The following is a 15375-nucleotide window of genomic DNA, read 5'->3' on the forward strand; positions in this document are numbered from 1 at the left end:
TTAGCTTGAACGAAGAGAAAGCCGCGTCATTTAGGCGCAGTCGGTAACATGCCCTTATAGGGCTAGAGCAAACCACCCGCTATGCGGGTGGTTCTGATTTTAAATGATTTTTCCAAAAGTTAGATTATCTATAAAACCATATTGTTTTCCTCTATTCCCAATAAAGTTATGAGCATATTGGCGTAGAGTCTGATAACGTCGATCTAATTTATTAATGATACGTAGTTCATAGTCTGTGTCATTTATTCTTGTTAAACACGCAAGATCTTCAGGTGATGCTATTTTGGTATAACGTAGCAATCCTGTCCCTAACCGGAAATCAAGGTTATTTTCTGCTTCAAATGTGACTCTTTCTTCTCTTGAACGTCCAAGATCAATATAGTTTAGGTTAATTAAAGTAGATAAGGTTCCTTTCCATCCTCTTTCATTTTTGATAGTTAGTGGTGGGAAAAAATCAAAACAATCTTTACTTAACCAAAAGTATTGACTTCCTAAACCTGCTCTGTCTCCACTTGATGCTTGTATCCTATTAGTATCAGTTGGCTGAAGAGTAATGATCATTGTTTCAAGTTCTGAATCATCAGGTACGATGGAGCGAGCGCTTTCATCATATAGAAGATTCCAACAAGGATTTAAATGATCAAGATTGCATTTAAAATACTGCCAATCTTGCGATAATAGTTGATTTACACATGAAATCCAGTCAAAATTAGAGTTAGCTGTTAATCTTTCATCCAAAAGGACAGAAGCTTCTATATTTTGAGACATTCCCGGTCCCGTAAAATTACCGGAGCTAACAATTAAACTTTGTGCATCATTATTTTTTATATATCCATAACATTTAGCGTGTAATATTCTTTTTCTATTAATTAAAAAGACTTGTGCACCACATTCAAGCAGAGCCTCAACTACCTGTTTACTGGAAAGTTTCTTACTTGAACTACCGCCGAGAATTGCAAATATTTTTCCTCCATTTTCAGTATGCTCTTTTAATCTTTTATAGAAACGAGCACCACCATTATAATTGGAAAAACCAGAAATTATAAAAATGGTTCCATCTCCGGGGGAAAGATTCCGGATCCATGTTTCTTCTAATAATTTACGTAGACCGTTTATATGACTTGATGAATATACGTAGGGATGTATAGCAAAGTTGAACACAATCATTCCTTATGCCGTGTGAAAACCCTCATAACTATACACGTTATTCACTTTTGTATAAATAATACTAACGATTTTATTGTAACTAATTGTTTTTTTATAAAAATTATGTATTTCAATGTTAAGGTGTATTTTGAGGTTTTGCAAGGCTCTAAAAATAGAGTTTCGGTAACTCTATTTTATTGTATATAGAAAATCCCCAAGCTAGGTCTGTCTTTCATACACAAATCCCCTGAGAAAAAATCGTGGGATTTTTTTGAATCTTTTTCCACTTTGCTGATCTGAGTAATAACGATTTCATTGAGGTACGGTAAAATGTTTCAAACTCATGCAGAACAATGGGCTTATGAGACTTTTTCTCACGCAAATTTGGGCGACAGCCGGCGAACAAAAGTCTTATCAAATTCACTGACTCTTTAGCCAATCATATCGGGCAATCACTCAAAATACCCGCGGCTATTGAAGCCGTTTATCGATTTACGCGTAATCAGGCCATTGATGCAGCGGCTATTGCTGGGGTGGGATTTGTGGCAACGGCTGAACACGCTAGGTCCTATGATTGTTTGCTTGCATTGGAAGATACAACCTCACTGGAGTTTACTTATCGGACAGTCAGGGAGGAAATGGGATATACCACATCACGAAAAAGTTCCACAAGCCTGCATGCCCATTCCGTTTTGCTTTTTGCTCCCAGAGAAGAACAGGTCATTGGCCTGATTGAACAAACGCGCTGGACAAGAGAGCTGAATCATTATGGCAAGAAAGCGCAACGGGCTTGCCGTCCGTACAAAGACAAGGAAAGTTATAAGTGGGAACGCGCCTCCTAGGTAACAGAAACCCATCTTGGCAGTGAGATGAATAAAGTCATTTCGGTTTGTGATCGCGAGGCAGACATCATTGACTATCTGACCTATAAAATCACGCATCAACAGCGTCTTATTGTTCGTTCAATGCAAAACCATTGTATTGAACAAAGCCCAGATAAACTTTATCAGTTCAGTGAATCTTTGTAGCCGGCAGATAAAAGAAAAGTTCAGGTTAAACAGCGAGGCGGACGTAAGGCGTGTGAAGCTGTCTGTGAGATCCGTTATGTGCCTGTTACGCTCAAAATGGTTCATGTTACAAGCCCTCCTTGAAGGTTATTTACTGTCTAAGTCTCTTGACCTATGAAATATGATCAAGAGACAGGCCCATCTTGGGGAAATTATTGCTGAAACACTAGAAGAAATGAGTGTAAGTTTACGGCAGTTTGCTAAAGCAATGGAAATCGCACCTTCTACCGCTAGCAGGCTTCTTTCTGGACAGACTTCCGTCACTCCAGAGATGGCATTGAAGTTATCTGTGGTGATCGGTAGTACACCGGAAACGAATTCAGCCTTAAAAGTGGTTTCAAAACGGTCAGTTTTTTATAAAGTGGAAAAGCTGGCTCAAATCTTCCAATGTCTTGAGATTTTCAGCCAGCTCAGCGTCAAAAACTCACTTCCCAATTCCCACCGGATAAGATTCAAACAAATACCCATCGAAATTAGGATCATCCACATCGGATAATTCCAGCAAGCTCTGTTTCACATTTTCTAAATGTTGCCACATCGTTTGTTTCGCTGCTGCGGGATCTTTTTTGATCATCGCTGCCAAAATTGCCTGATGATCGTTCAACCAGGCTTTACGATAGTCGGTATTGGTAATTCGGCTATGTAACTTGATCCACATAGGGTTATTCTCACGCCACGCCCAGGACTGTTTAAGCAATTCAACTAACATACTGTTATGCGTTGCCTGCGCGATAGCTAAATGAAACTCCTTATCACCGGATTCACTTTCTCCCGAAATCAGATCTTTTTTCTCTTTTTCCAACGCGTTGCGCATATTGGCAATATCGACCGGCGTCACCTGGAGTGCGGCAAACTCAGCGATATTACTTTCCAACAATTGGCGCGCTTGCAATAACTCAAAAGGCCCTGCGGCATTAATGGAGGTATCGCTTGCATAAGCGCATGGCAGTTGGATGAGATAAATACCTGAGCTTTTGCGTACTTCGATGAGGTTTTCCAATTCCAGTACAATTAACGCTTCACGAATAAGAGTGCGTGAGACGCTGAATTTTTCCGCAATTTCTCGTTCTGTCGGGAGACGATCACCAGGAGAATAATCCATCTCTATAATCATCTGACGTAATGATTGGGCTACTTCGTGATAGGGACGCCTGGAGTCTGCAAAGTTCATCATTTAATGCCGCCGTAAGGTCATATACTTAAATGGATCGACTAAAAATGATGTTATTCTAAGACATCAATGCCAGAAATATAACCACCTATTCTTGTTACAATAGGTGGTTTTGAGAGAAAATTATTCTATTTTACGTACTCGATTTACCATTTCGAATAATTCCGGTTGAGTTTTAGCAATATCGTCATACATGGGTTTAACCGCGTCTTGAAAGAGGGTTTTATCCACGGCAATAAATTCAACCCCTTGTTTTTCTGCTTTAGCACGCTCTTCCTTTTCTGATTTTTCCCACAGTTGAATCATGTATTTTGAGGAGGTTAATGCCGCTTTTTTCACAATCTCTTGCTGTTCAATGGTTAATTTATTCAACGAATTGTTCGATATTAACAGCACATCAGGGATCATCGTATGTTCATCCAGCGAAAAGAATTTCGCCACTTCATTATGGCGGCTTAACGTAAAAGAAGTAATGTTGTTTTCCGCTGCATCCACAACCCCTTGTTGCAATGCGGTATAGAGTTCACCATAAGCGAGTGGTGTTGGATTTCCTCCTAACCCTTTTACCATCGCAATGGCTGTTGGACTGGGTTGTACACGAATTTTCAAACCTTTTAGGTCTTCAGGCGTTCTGATCGGTTTTTTCGCATAAAAACTGCGTGCACCCGCATCATAGTAAGTGAGACCAATAAATCCCATGTTTTGGCTTGAATCGAGGATTTCTTTACCAATATCGCTATTAATGACTTGTTGATAGTGCGCTTTATCACGGAATAAATAGGGCAGGTTAAAAATGGAATAAGCCGGAGAGAAGGCTTCTAATTCTGCCGCATTGGATTTAGCAATATCCAGAGCGCCGTTTTGCATCAATTCGATAGATTCACGTTGGTTGCCCAATTGAGAATCAGAATAGATGCGGATACGAACCTCTCCATTGGTTTTTTCTTTCACTTCGTTAGCAAACTCGGTCATGGCTTTATGGACAGCATGATCTCGGTTCTGGTTATGGCTGAGTTTCAGTGTTGTCACAGCGAAAGCCTGGGATGTCCCCAGCATAAACATTACGCCAGCCGCTATGCTTGCTATACCTAAAACTTGTCGTTTGTTGTTCTGCATGTTTGGTTCTCCAGAGGTGAGCGTAGGTTTTTGTTATTTTCTGTGGACAAACCATAATCAGATCTCACTGATTGGGCAAAGGGTAAAATCCGATTGGTCGATCTGAATCGCAAAAACCGGCAAAATTGGTTGACCTTTTGTGTTTGTGATCTATCTCACCCTTTTTCAGGGAGTTATTTCAACGTTTTTAGTACGATCAGTATAGATTCTCATTCCTGTGTGGACTTTAATTGGTAAACCAAAATGACAGGAATCGGATAAATGAAAAACCTTGTAGCGATAACCAATAAAAGTTTGGCATTTTTTACCATCTGCCTGCTGGCCTTTCTGGTTTTATGTGTGTCGTGGCAGGTCATTTCACGTTATGTCTTAGATGCACCGAGTACCGAGACCGATGAGTTAGCTCGTTATCTGTTTATGTGGGTTGCAATGATTGGCGCTGCATATACCACCGGACAGCATCGTCATCTTGCTATCGATCTACTGATGATGAAATTAACAGGCGTCAAGAAAAGTATTGTCGGCTTGATTATTCAGGCAGCCATTATTTTATTTTCTTCCATTGTGCTGCTTTATGGTGGCAGCCTGCTTGTGTCTTCGACACTGGAAAATGGTCAAATCACACCTGTATTAGGCTGGAAGATGGGATACATCTATTTATGTTTGCCTATTAGCGGATTATTGATGATTTTCTATGCGCTCGTTGATGTGATCTCGATTGTTCAGCATTTTTCTGGTCAACCACCCGTTGTGTCTGAGAATCATTAATTTGTGGAGATTAGAGTATGGATTGGTATGTCATTGCCGCACTCTTTGGTACATTTGCAATATTACTGGCATTGAGTGTTCCCGTTTCTTTTGCAATCGGCTTATCTTCGTTAGTCGCTATTACGATGACATTGCCGCTAGAATCTGCGATCACGGTTGTTGCACAACGTATGGCTGCGGGTGTAGATAATTTCTCTTTATTAGCGATCCCGTTCTTTATCCTGGCCGGAAATATTATGAACCAGGGCGGGATAGCAGCGCGTTTGATCAATCTGGCTAAAATGATTGGCGGTCGTTTGCCGGGATCATTAATGCACGTCAATATCATGGCGAACATGCTGTTTGGGGCTATTTCCGGCTCGGCAGTGGCATCTGCCGCCGCGGTCGGAGGGACAATGGCGCCGATGCAGAGAAAAGAAGGATATGACCCTGAGTTGTCTGCTGCCGTGAACATCGCTTCTTGTCCTTCTGGTTTGCTGATCCCACCCAGCAATACCTTAATTGTGTACTCTTTGGTTTCAGGGGGAACATCGATTGCTGCCTTGTTCTTAGCGGGTTATATCCCTGGTATTATTATGGGAACTTCACTCATGATTGTGTCTGCCATTATTGCCAAGAAGAAGCGTTATCCTGTTGCACCTCGGCCAACATGGCGCGAGTTTTTTGCTACAGCGTGGAAAGCCATTCCGTCATTAATGCTGATTGTAGTCATTATGGGCGGGATTATTGCGGGGATCTTTACAGCGACAGAAGCATCAGCGATTGCCGTGCTCTACAGTTTTATCCTCGCAGTGGTTATTTATCGTGAAGTGAGTTTCAAACAACTGCCCAAAATTATTCTTGATTCTGCGGTGACCACATCGATTGTTTTACTGCTGATTGGTGTATCAATGGGGATGTCCTGGGCGATGGCCAATGCTGATCTGCCGTATCTGATTGCGGATGCATTGATGACGGTTTCTGATAATCCGCTGACCATTCTGTTAGTCATTAATATCATCCTATTAATTGTGGGGATCTTTATGGATATGACACCGGCCATTTTGATCTTCACGCCAATTTTCTTACCCGTTGCAATGAGCATGGGGATTGATCCGGTTCATTTTGGCATCATCATGACGTTTAATTTAGCCATTGGGATTTGTACCCCTCCCGTCGGCAGTGCTTTATTTGTGGGGTGCTCGGTGGGGGAAGTGAGTATTGATAAGGTACTGAAACCCTTGCTCCCGATGTATGTTGCGTTGATTTTGGCGCTCGCTCTCGTGACATATCTGCCGCAATTGAGTTTGTGGTTACCTGAATTAGTTTTGAATTAGTTATAGGGGGAATTATGAAACAAACTTGGCGTTGGTATGGGCCTGGAGATCCGGTTTCATTAGCGGATATCCGTCAGGCTGGAGCAACAGGGGTTGTGACGGCGTTGCACCATATTCCCAATGGCGGAATCTGGACTCTCGAAGAGATAGCACAACGTAAGGCACTGATTGAAGCTAACCAACTTGAATGGACAGTCGTAGAGAGTGTTCCCATTCATGAAGATATCAAAACGCATACTGGGGAGTACGATCGATGGATCGCAAACTATCAACAAACCTTGCGCAACCTCGCTGCCTGCGGGATTAAAACAATATGCTACAACTTTATGCCTGTTCTGGATTGGACTCGTACTGATCTCGAATATGAATTACCTGATGGCTCAAAAGCGCTGCGTTTTGATCAAATCGAATTTGCCGTTTTTGATATCCACATTTTACAACGTCGTGGTGCAGAAAAAGCGTATTCCGATGATGAAATTGCGCAAGCACAATCACGTTTTGTTTCAATGACAGAAGAAGAAAAGCAAAAACTAATAAACACGATCATCGCTGGTCTTCCCGGTGCAGAGGAAGGCTATACTTTAGAACAATTTCGCCAACACCTAAAACGTTATACCGATATTGATAAGGCCAAATTGCGTGAGCACTTTGCTTATTTCCTGAAAAAGATCATTCCGGTTGCAGAAGAACTCGGCATCAAAATGGCCGTTCATCCTGATGATCCCCCGCGTGAGATCTTAGGCCTGCCACGCATTGTTTCTACCATAGAGGATATGCGTTGGATAGCCGAAACGGTAGACAGTAATGCCAATGGTTATACGATGTGCACCGGATCTTACGGTGTGCGGGCGGATAATGATTTGGTGAAGATGATCAAATCATTTGGTTCCCGTATCTATTTCCTCCATTTGCGCTCAACCCTACGGGAAGAAAACCCATCCACGTTCCACGAAGCGGCGCATCTTGCCGGTGATGTGGATATGTATGAAGTGATCAAAGCGGTTGCAGAAGAAGAACATCGTCGGTTGGCAGCAGGTGAAAATCACCTGATTCCAATGCGGCCTGATCATGGCCATCAAATACTTGATGATTTGAAAAAGAAAACGAATCCCGGCTATTCGGCAATCGGCCGCCTGAAAGGACTGGCTGAAATTCGTGGCCTTGAGTTGGGCATTCATCGTGCATTTTTCCGAAAATAATTTCTGACCTTGAACCCTACAGGGTAGTGAATGAATGTCACTCATTGCCGCTTATTTGTGAGTCGATTATGAAAAAAAATCTTGTCAGTGCGATAACGTCTGTCCCATACCCTCGCTGGACAACCGAACGCCTTACTGCCCGTATGGTGCATTTAGGCTGCGGTGCGTTTCATCGGGCGCATCAGGCGCTTTATACACATCATGTATTAGAACAAACAGACAGTGATTGGGGATTTTGTGAAGTTAACCTGATGCTAAATGATGCTTCACTGATTGAAAATCTGAAAAAACAGTCCATGCGCTATACCGTCGCAGAGAAAGAGCAGGAGGAAATCAGATTAAAAATTATTGGTTCGATGAAAGAGGGGATGCACCCATTAATTGATGGTGTTCAGGCGATTATCGAAAAAATGGCGCACCCTGATGTTGCAATCATCTCTTTGACAATCACTGAAAAAGGCTATTGTACAGATGCCGCGACCGGGCGTTTAGATCCAAATAATGAATTGATTATTAAAGATATTGCCAATCCCGCAGTGCCAAGATCAGCCATCGGCTATATCACTGCGGCATTAAAATTGCGTTTTGAACGAAGCCTACCTGCGGTGACAATTTTGTCGTGCGATAACATGCGGGAAAATGGACATGTTGCCCGTGAGGCCGTATTGGGTCTGGCGCGTTTACAGGACGAAAAATTGGCACAATGGATAGAAAATCAGGTGACGTTTCCCTGCACGATGGTGGATCGTATTGTGCCGGCAGCCACACCAGAAACCTTAACTGAAATTGCCCAACGACTGGGCGTTGAAGATCCTTGTGCTATTGCCTGCGAACCTTTCCGTCAATGGGTGATTGAAGATAACTTTGTCAATGGGCGTCCAGATTGGGATCTGGCGGGTGCACAATTTGTGGACGATGTGGCGCCATTTGAAATGATGAAGTTGCGCATGTTAAATGGCGCTCATTCCTTTCTGGCTTACCTGGGTTATTTGGGCGGCTATGCCCATATCTCCGATACGATGACAAATGCCGATTATCGTCGGGCAGTGTACGCACTGATGCTGAATGAACAAGCTCCAACCCTGTCGATGCCAGAAGATATCGATTTAGTGGCCTATGCGGATAAATTGATCGAACGGTTCACTAACCCAGCGTTAAAACACCAGACATGGCAAATTGCGATGGATGGCAGCCAGAAATTGCCCCAGCGCATGCTTGATTCCATTGAATGGCATCTTCTTATGCAGGGAAATGATTATCGCCATTTAGCGCTCGGTGTGGCGGGTTGGATGCGCTATATCAGTGGCGTAGATGAACAAGGCCAACCTATTGATGTGCGTGATCCATTAAAAGAGACCTTTGCGGCGATTTTTGCCAAATATGGTCATTCTGTTGCTGTGGTAGAAGCGTTACTGGCCATTGAACCGATCTTCGGCAAGGAATTAGTCAAAAACCGTGACCTTGTCGATAACGTCACCAGAGCCTACCAGAACTTACTGAATGTTGGCGCACGCCAGGCGGTTGCAGCTCTTTGATCATAGAGGAAAAAATAATGAAAACCTTTATGTGTGCAGATTTCCTGTTAAATAATGATGTCGCCCGCCGTCTTTATCATGATTACGCGGCGTTGATGCCTATCTATGACTATCACTGTCATCTCAATCCAAAAGAGATTGCGCAAAATCGCCGTTTCCACAATCTTGGTCAAATTTGGTTGGAAGGCGATCATTATAAATGGCGGGCGATGCGTGCGGCAGGGATTGAAGAGGAACTGATTACTGGTACTGAAAGCAGTGACTACGAAAAATATCTTGCATGGGCGAAAACGGTTCCTCTGACGATTGGTAATCCACTTTATCACTGGACACATCTGGAATTGCGGCGCCCATTTGGCATTAGCGGAAAATTATTTGGGCCTGACACCGCAGAGGCTATCTGGTATGAGACGAATGAAAAGCTCTCTCAAAGTGAATTTTCTGCCCGTGGCATTATGCAGCAAATGCAGGTACGAATGGCAGGAACAACGGATGATCCCATTGATTCTCTCGAATATCATCAACAGATCACCAATGATAAAGATTTCACCATCAAAGTCTTACCAAGCTGGCGTCCAGACAAAGTTTTCAAAATTGAATTACCGGGTTTTTGTGACTATCTCGAACGATTAGGAGAAGTCGCTGATGTCGCTATCGGGCGTTTTGCTGATTTATTACAGGCATTAGAGCGTCGCCTTGAACACTTTCAGGATCACGGTTGTGTGGCATCGGATCATGGTATTGAACAATTGCGTTATGCGCCGATACCTGATGAAAAAGTGTTAGATATCATTTTGCAAAAGCGCAGACAAGGGCAATCACTCAGTGAATTAGAAATCGCACAATTCACAACAGCGGTGCTGGTTTGGTTAGGTAAGCAGTATGCAAAACACGGCTGGGTAATGCAGATGCATATTGGTGCCTTACGCAATAACAACACGCGTATGTTTAATCTGTTAGGGCCAGACAGCGGTTTTGATTCCATTGGAGATAATCCTATCGCTTACCCATTATCTCGCTTGCTGGATGAGATGGATAAAACAGACGAATTACCGAAGACCATTCTCTATTGTTTAAACCCCCGCGATAATGAAGTGATCGCAACTATGACTGGCAACTTTCAGGATGGGAAAAGTATTAGGGGTAAGATCCAATTTGGATCGGGCTGGTGGTTTAACGATCAAAAAGACGGTATGCAGCGTCAATTAGAGCAACTCTCGCAATTAGGGTTGTTAAGCCAATTTGTCGGTATGCTGACAGATTCACGCAGTTTCTTATCCTACACCCGTCATGAATATTTTCGGCGCATTCTCTGCAATATGCTGGGGAAATGGGTCGAAAATGGTGAAATTCCCCATGATGAAAAAATGCTGGGGCAGATAGTCCAGGATATCTGCTTCAATAATGCTGAACGTTATTTTCAGGCTATGAAGGATTAAAGAATGCAGATGCGGAAAATTGCCCTGATTGGCGAATGTATGATCGAGCTAAATGGCATCCCATTTGGTGCTATGACACAAAGCTATGGCGGTGATGTGCTAAATAGTGCAGTTTATCTGACTCGCGCTGGCGGCGATATGCTTGATGTCCATTTTGTCACGGCGGTGGGAACGGACGCCTTGAGCGAAGGTATGATCTCACGCTGGCAGCAAGAGGGCATTAATACTGCGTTAGTGTTGCGTGATAACGTGCATCAGCCTGGTTTATACCTGATCCAACTTGATGAAAAAGGTGAGCGCACGTTTCTTTACTGGCGCAATAACTCAGCGGCGCGTTATCTCTTGCGCCATTCTGATTACCCCATAGTGCGCCAGCAATTGCAGAACATGGATGCGCTCTATCTTAGCGGGATCAGCCTGGCGGTTTTGCCCGAAGATGATCGCCAATTGCTGCTAATGGATTTGAAACAGTTATCTTCTGAAGGGAAAGTGATTTTCTTTGACAGTAATTATCGTCCGGCCTTATGGGAAAAAGATGCCCAAGCCCGTGAGTGTTATCAGCAAATGTATGCCATCACTGATATTGCGTTAGTCACTGACGATGATGAAGCGAGCCTCTGGGGAGATATGTCAATTGAGGAAAGTTTTCATCGTCTGAAAAGAATGGGGGTTAAACAAGCCATTATCAAAGCGGGTGAACGGGGTTGTTTTTATCGTGACTTAAGCGGCTGCGATGCCACACAACAGATTGAAATTCAACCTGTTAAACCTGTCGTTGATACCACTTCGGCGGGCGATGCGTTTAATGCGGGTTTTATCGCGGGGTTGTTAAATGGGAAATCTGTTCATGATTCAGCATTAATGGGGCATCAGCTCGCAGGGGTTGTGATCCAGCATAAAGGTGCGATTGTTCCGCAAGCTGCGACACAAGGGGTTATCGCCCGTTTTTTTAATTCGAACGAAATTGGAGAGGATGAAAATGCAAGAGATGATGGCACGTCTGCGTCAGATTAAAATTGTGCCTGTGATAGCCATTGAAGAAGCCAGAGATATCATTCCTCTTGGTCACGCATTAGCCGACAACGGCCTTCCCGTCGCTGAAATCACATTTCGTACCGAGAGTGCTGCCGAAGCGATTAGCCTGCTGAAGGCTGAACGGCCAGATATGCTGATCGGGGCAGGCACCGTGCTTCATCGTGAACATGTTCGTCAGGCAAAAGCGGCAGGTGCAGAGTTTGTTGTCTCACCAGGGCTTAACCCAAATACCGTACAGGCGTGCCAGCAAATTGGTATCCCTATCATTCCCGGCGTGAACAATGCCAGCACAATTGAACAGGCGCTGGAATTAGGCATCGATTTTGTCAAATTTTTCCCTGCCGAACCATCGGGTGGAATTGCGATGATTAAAGCGCTACTTGCCCCGTACCCACAGTTAAAGGTCATGCCAACAGGTGGGATCAGTGTTGAGAACATTCGCAATTATCTTGTTATCCCACAAATTGTGGCATGTGGTGGATCATGGATGGTTAGCCCACAGTTGATCAGAGATAAGGAGTGGAAAAAGGTGAGTAAATTGGCACGAGAGGCGGTGGAGTTGGTAACTATTTGCTGAAATGATCATTTTTTTATGATTTTTACTTGGGATTATGTATCCCTGATACGTTGAGTGTATCAACGTATATTGAATGTCTTGGAATCGATTTTTATGAGATAGAGCAAATTTTTAGATCATTACAGTTCAGTATTTTTAATTTAATTAGCGTATTAAAGATAATGATTTATTCTTTGAATAACAATCAAATAACATTTGAATAGAATGAATATTACTATAATACATCGATATTGGGGAAAAGCGCGGAAACTAAAAACTTCAGAGGGAGATGAATATCATCTGTTATCTTTCCACTTTCTGGATGTGGTCAGTGTCGCTGCGTATTGGTGGGATCATAGTCCGGGATTAAGGCATCTGTTTTGCATCCATCAAAATAGGAATGAACGTGAGGTGAGGGCATGGGTGCTATTTTTTGTCGCCTTACATGATCTGGGTAAATTTGATATCCGTTTTCAATATAAATCCCCACAAACATGGTTATCTTTAAACCCAGAAGATAGACAATCCAGATTACCTTCAATCGAAGAATGTCAAAGTTACGATCATGGTGCCGTAGGGCTTTACTGGTTTATTGGTGACTATCAGCCAGAATCATCTGAAGACGATGATGACTTTGGATCTACTGATACGGTACACCATTATCAGGATTGGTTCTCCTGGATAGAAGCAGTATGTGGCCACCATGGCGTTATCAGGCAGAAAAAGGATGTGATCCATTTTGCTAATTATCCTCTGCCATTTTCATTACGCCACCATGCAGCTCGTGATAAACAAGCCCGGCTCGTCTGGCTGGATATTGCCGCGGAGTTGTTTTTATCGCCAGTGGGTCTTTCGTTGCAGGATGCTCCGCCTGACTGTCCCATTTTGATGGCTGGGTTTTGTTCGATAGCGGACTGGCTAGGCTCTTGGTCAACCGGAGATACTTTTAACTACCGCGCGACTGCTGTCTCTGATGTAGCAGAGTTGCGGGCCTATTTCGAACAGCGTTATCAAGAAGACGCCATGCGTGTGGTGACGCGTAGTGGCTTAATAGGTCAGGTGAAACAAGATGCTTCAGTGCAGACGTTACTTGATACCGGCTACCAACCTCGGCAAGTACAGACTCTAGTTGATAAACTTCCTGTAGTTTCAGGATTGACACTGATCGAAGCGCCGACAGGTTCTGGTAAAACGGAAGCTGCACTGGCTTATGCCTGGAGATTATTGGAGCACAATCTGGCCGATAGCATTATCTTTGCATTGCCGACTCAGGCTACGGCTAACGCGATGCTGGATCGTATGGACAAGTTAGCAGAAAAACTCTTCACGGCTCCGAATCTGATTCTTGCTCATGGTAATGCGCGTTTTAATACCACTTTTCAGGCGATCAAACAGCGCGGGATTAATCTTCAAGAGGAAGAGGCTTGGAGCCAGTGTTGCGAATGGCTATCGCAGGGGCGGAAACGGGTTTTTTTAGGGCAAATCGGGGTTTGTACTATCGATCAGGTGCTGGTTTCTGTATTACCGATCCGTCATCGTTTTGTCCGTGGCTTTGGTGTTGGCCGTAGTGTGCTGATAATCGACGAAATACACGCTTATGATCAATATATGTACGGTTTGTTGGATGCAGTTTTACATAATCAATTGCGTGCCGGAAGCTCTGCAATCTTACTGTCGGCCACCTTACCGCAAAAACAGAAACAACAGTTATTAAACAGTTATGTTCCCTTGCCTGATAACGCTAACAGTGAACAAGCTGTGGCAGTGGAAGATACGCCTTATCCTCTGGTTAGCTGGGTTGGAAATGGTGAGACGCAGTTTTTTGACTTGCAGGATCAACCTGAGCAATATCCAGCCCCATTCTCTCTCCATCTTGAGCCTTATTACACAGAAGATGCGGTGCCTGATAATTCCTTATTGGAACGTATGGTTGATGCTGCGCGTAAAGGGGCTCAAGTATGTCTGATCTGTAATTTAGTCGATGTGGCTCAACAGGCTTGGCGGCAACTAAAAGAGCTAGCGGCGGGCAGGGTTGACGTTATGTTGTTTCATGCCCGTTTTAGCCTGGTAGATCGTCAGGTAAAAGAGAGTGCTGTACTAAGTTGCTTTGGTAAAGGCGGAAATCGTTGTGATGGGCGTATTCTGGTCGCCACCCAAGTAGTTGAACAATCCCTTGATGTCGATTTTGACTGGATTATCACCCAACATTGTCCGGTAGATCTTTTGTTCCAGCGGCTGGGCAGATTACATCGTCACTGGTGCGCGATACGTCCTGAAGATTTTGCACACCCTAAGGCTGTCGTTCTTCTCCCCATCACCGCAGGATATGGACGATTTAGCAAAATCTATAGTCATACCCGAGTTATGTGGCGTACTCAAAAATGGATTGAAACTTTGCAAGGCAAACCACTTTCTTTTCCTGATGCCTACCGCAAGTGGCTTGAGCCTATTTATCGGGAAGATATTTCAGAACCTGAGCCGCAATGGGTAACTGAAGGTATGAAAGCCTTTGAAGAGAATAATTTCACTCAGTGTATGAAAGCACAGCGAATGGTGGATTGGGCTGAAATGGTTGGATTGCGGGACGTTGAAGGTAATGAGAGAGCTGTCACTCGTGATGGTGCCATGAGTATTCCTTTGGTGCTTTTTGTTGTGACAGAAGCAGGAAGGCAGTTGTTAGATGGCAGTATTTATGAACAACTAGGGGAATTTCGGCGGCAGGAGGCATTAACCCGTAATCAGGTTAATGTTCCTTTGGGATGGAAGCAAAAATTGGGTTTAGTTCAGGATAAATGGAACAGAGTTTGGCTGGAAGGGAACAACGATATTACCGATTGGGATTGGAGTAGTAAGGATGGCAGATTGCGTTACAGCCATGAACAGGGGATGGTATTGGTATTATAACCATCCCCCTCTGATAAATCCCAAAAGGGTTTGGGAACTTGATGACAAGCATCACTCATGTACAGAATGACGGTTTATCCTCCGCATGTGCGGGGAACACAGCGAAACAGTATACGTTATGGT

General features: G+C 43.7%; 11 protein-coding genes and 2 pseudogenes. 10 read left to right on the forward strand and 3 right to left on the reverse strand.

The window, feature by feature from the left end; all coding sequences use genetic code 11:
• Positions 1 to 99 precede the first annotated feature (99 nt).
• Entirely contained in the window at positions 100 to 1161 is a 1062-nt protein-coding gene (locus Xentx_RS09180; protein WP_208607565.1) for a phospholipase D-like domain-containing protein, read from the reverse strand.
• A 315-nt stretch (positions 1162 to 1476) separates the two neighbouring features.
• Between Xentx_RS09180 and Xentx_RS19535 the strand changes: the two are divergent.
• Both Xentx_RS19535 and Xentx_RS18790 read left to right on the forward strand, forming a co-directional pair.
• Positions 1477 to 2273 (forward strand): annotated as a pseudogene (locus Xentx_RS19535) (IS4 family transposase); the annotation flags it as partial.
• Positions 2274 to 2334: 61 nt separating this feature from the next.
• Positions 2335 to 2526, forward strand: a pseudogene (locus Xentx_RS18790) (HigA family addiction module antitoxin); the annotation flags it as partial.
• A 111-nt stretch (positions 2527 to 2637) separates the two neighbouring features.
• Here Xentx_RS18790 and Xentx_RS09195 read toward each other — a convergent pair.
• Both Xentx_RS09195 and Xentx_RS09200 read right to left on the reverse strand, forming a co-directional pair.
• Entirely contained in the window at positions 2638 to 3387 is a 750-nt protein-coding gene (locus Xentx_RS09195) for an FCD domain-containing protein (RefSeq protein ID WP_074019954.1), read from the reverse strand.
• 120 nt (positions 3388 to 3507) lie between these two features.
• Positions 3508 to 4500 (reverse strand): TRAP transporter substrate-binding protein, encoded by a 993-nt coding sequence (locus Xentx_RS09200; RefSeq protein WP_074019955.1) that lies wholly within the window; start codon positions 4498 to 4500, stop codon positions 3508 to 3510.
• Between the two features lie 261 nt (positions 4501 to 4761).
• On the opposite strand from Xentx_RS09200, the gene Xentx_RS09205 reads away from it, so the two are divergent.
• From Xentx_RS09205 to cas3, 8 genes are all read left to right on the forward strand, one after another.
• Positions 4762 to 5268: a TRAP transporter small permease gene (locus tag Xentx_RS09205; RefSeq protein ID WP_074019956.1), complete on the forward strand. Its 507-nt coding sequence runs from the start codon at positions 4762 to 4764 to the stop codon at positions 5266 to 5268.
• Positions 5269 to 5285: 17 nt separating this feature from the next.
• Positions 5286 to 6584 (forward strand): TRAP transporter large permease, encoded by a 1299-nt coding sequence (locus Xentx_RS09210; RefSeq protein WP_074019957.1) that lies wholly within the window; start codon positions 5286 to 5288, stop codon positions 6582 to 6584.
• A 14-nt stretch (positions 6585 to 6598) separates the two neighbouring features.
• Complete coding sequence (uxuA, locus tag Xentx_RS09215; protein WP_074019958.1) at positions 6599 to 7783, forward strand: mannonate dehydratase; 1185 nt, start codon at positions 6599 to 6601, stop codon at positions 7781 to 7783.
• A 68-nt stretch (positions 7784 to 7851) separates the two neighbouring features.
• Positions 7852 to 9318, forward strand: a complete 1467-nt coding sequence (locus Xentx_RS09220) for a fructuronate reductase (protein ID WP_074019959.1) — start codon at positions 7852 to 7854, stop codon at positions 9316 to 9318.
• 17 nt (positions 9319 to 9335) lie between these two features.
• Entirely contained in the window at positions 9336 to 10757 is a 1422-nt protein-coding gene (gene uxaC / locus Xentx_RS09225) for a glucuronate isomerase (protein WP_074019960.1), read from the forward strand.
• A gap of 3 nt (positions 10758 to 10760) precedes the next feature.
• On the forward strand, positions 10761 to 11771 hold the full coding sequence (locus Xentx_RS09230) for a sugar kinase (protein WP_083600928.1): 1011 nt from the start codon (positions 10761 to 10763) through the stop codon (positions 11769 to 11771).
• On the forward strand, positions 11737 to 12369 hold the full coding sequence (locus Xentx_RS09235) for a bifunctional 4-hydroxy-2-oxoglutarate aldolase/2-dehydro-3-deoxy-phosphogluconate aldolase (RefSeq protein ID WP_074019961.1): 633 nt from the start codon (positions 11737 to 11739) through the stop codon (positions 12367 to 12369). Before Xentx_RS09230 ends, Xentx_RS09235 begins: the two co-directional genes overlap by 35 nt.
• Before the next feature lie 204 nt (positions 12370 to 12573).
• Entirely contained in the window at positions 12574 to 15252 is a 2679-nt protein-coding gene (gene cas3, locus Xentx_RS09240; protein WP_074019962.1) for a CRISPR-associated helicase/endonuclease Cas3, read from the forward strand.
• Positions 15253 to 15375: the final 123 nt, after the last annotated feature.

The organism is Xenorhabdus thuongxuanensis (assembly GCF_001908095.1).
GTDB lineage: Bacteria > Pseudomonadota > Gammaproteobacteria > Enterobacterales > Enterobacteriaceae > Xenorhabdus > Xenorhabdus thuongxuanensis.

Coding starts and splice junctions, on each gene's coding strand:
- Xentx_RS09235 (WP_074019961.1), top strand. CDS start 11,737: ATGCAAGAGATGATGGCACGTCTGCGTCAGATTAAAATTGTGCCTGTG.
- Xentx_RS09220 (WP_074019959.1), top strand. CDS start 7,852: ATGAAAAAAAATCTTGTCAGTGCGATAACGTCTGTCCCATACCCTCGC.
- cas3 (WP_074019962.1), top strand. CDS start 12,574: ATGAATATTACTATAATACATCGATATTGGGGAAAAGCGCGGAAACTA.
- Xentx_RS09195 (WP_074019954.1), bottom strand. CDS start 3,387: ATGATGAACTTTGCAGACTCCAGGCGTCCCTATCACGAAGTAGCCCAA.
- Xentx_RS09205 (WP_074019956.1), top strand. CDS start 4,762: ATGAAAAACCTTGTAGCGATAACCAATAAAAGTTTGGCATTTTTTACC.
- Xentx_RS09210 (WP_074019957.1), top strand. CDS start 5,286: ATGGATTGGTATGTCATTGCCGCACTCTTTGGTACATTTGCAATATTA.
- Xentx_RS09200 (WP_074019955.1), bottom strand. CDS start 4,500: ATGCAGAACAACAAACGACAAGTTTTAGGTATAGCAAGCATAGCGGCT.
- Xentx_RS09230 (WP_083600928.1), top strand. CDS start 10,761: ATGCAGATGCGGAAAATTGCCCTGATTGGCGAATGTATGATCGAGCTA.
- uxaC (WP_074019960.1), top strand. CDS start 9,336: ATGAAAACCTTTATGTGTGCAGATTTCCTGTTAAATAATGATGTCGCC.
- uxuA (WP_074019958.1), top strand. CDS start 6,599: ATGAAACAAACTTGGCGTTGGTATGGGCCTGGAGATCCGGTTTCATTA.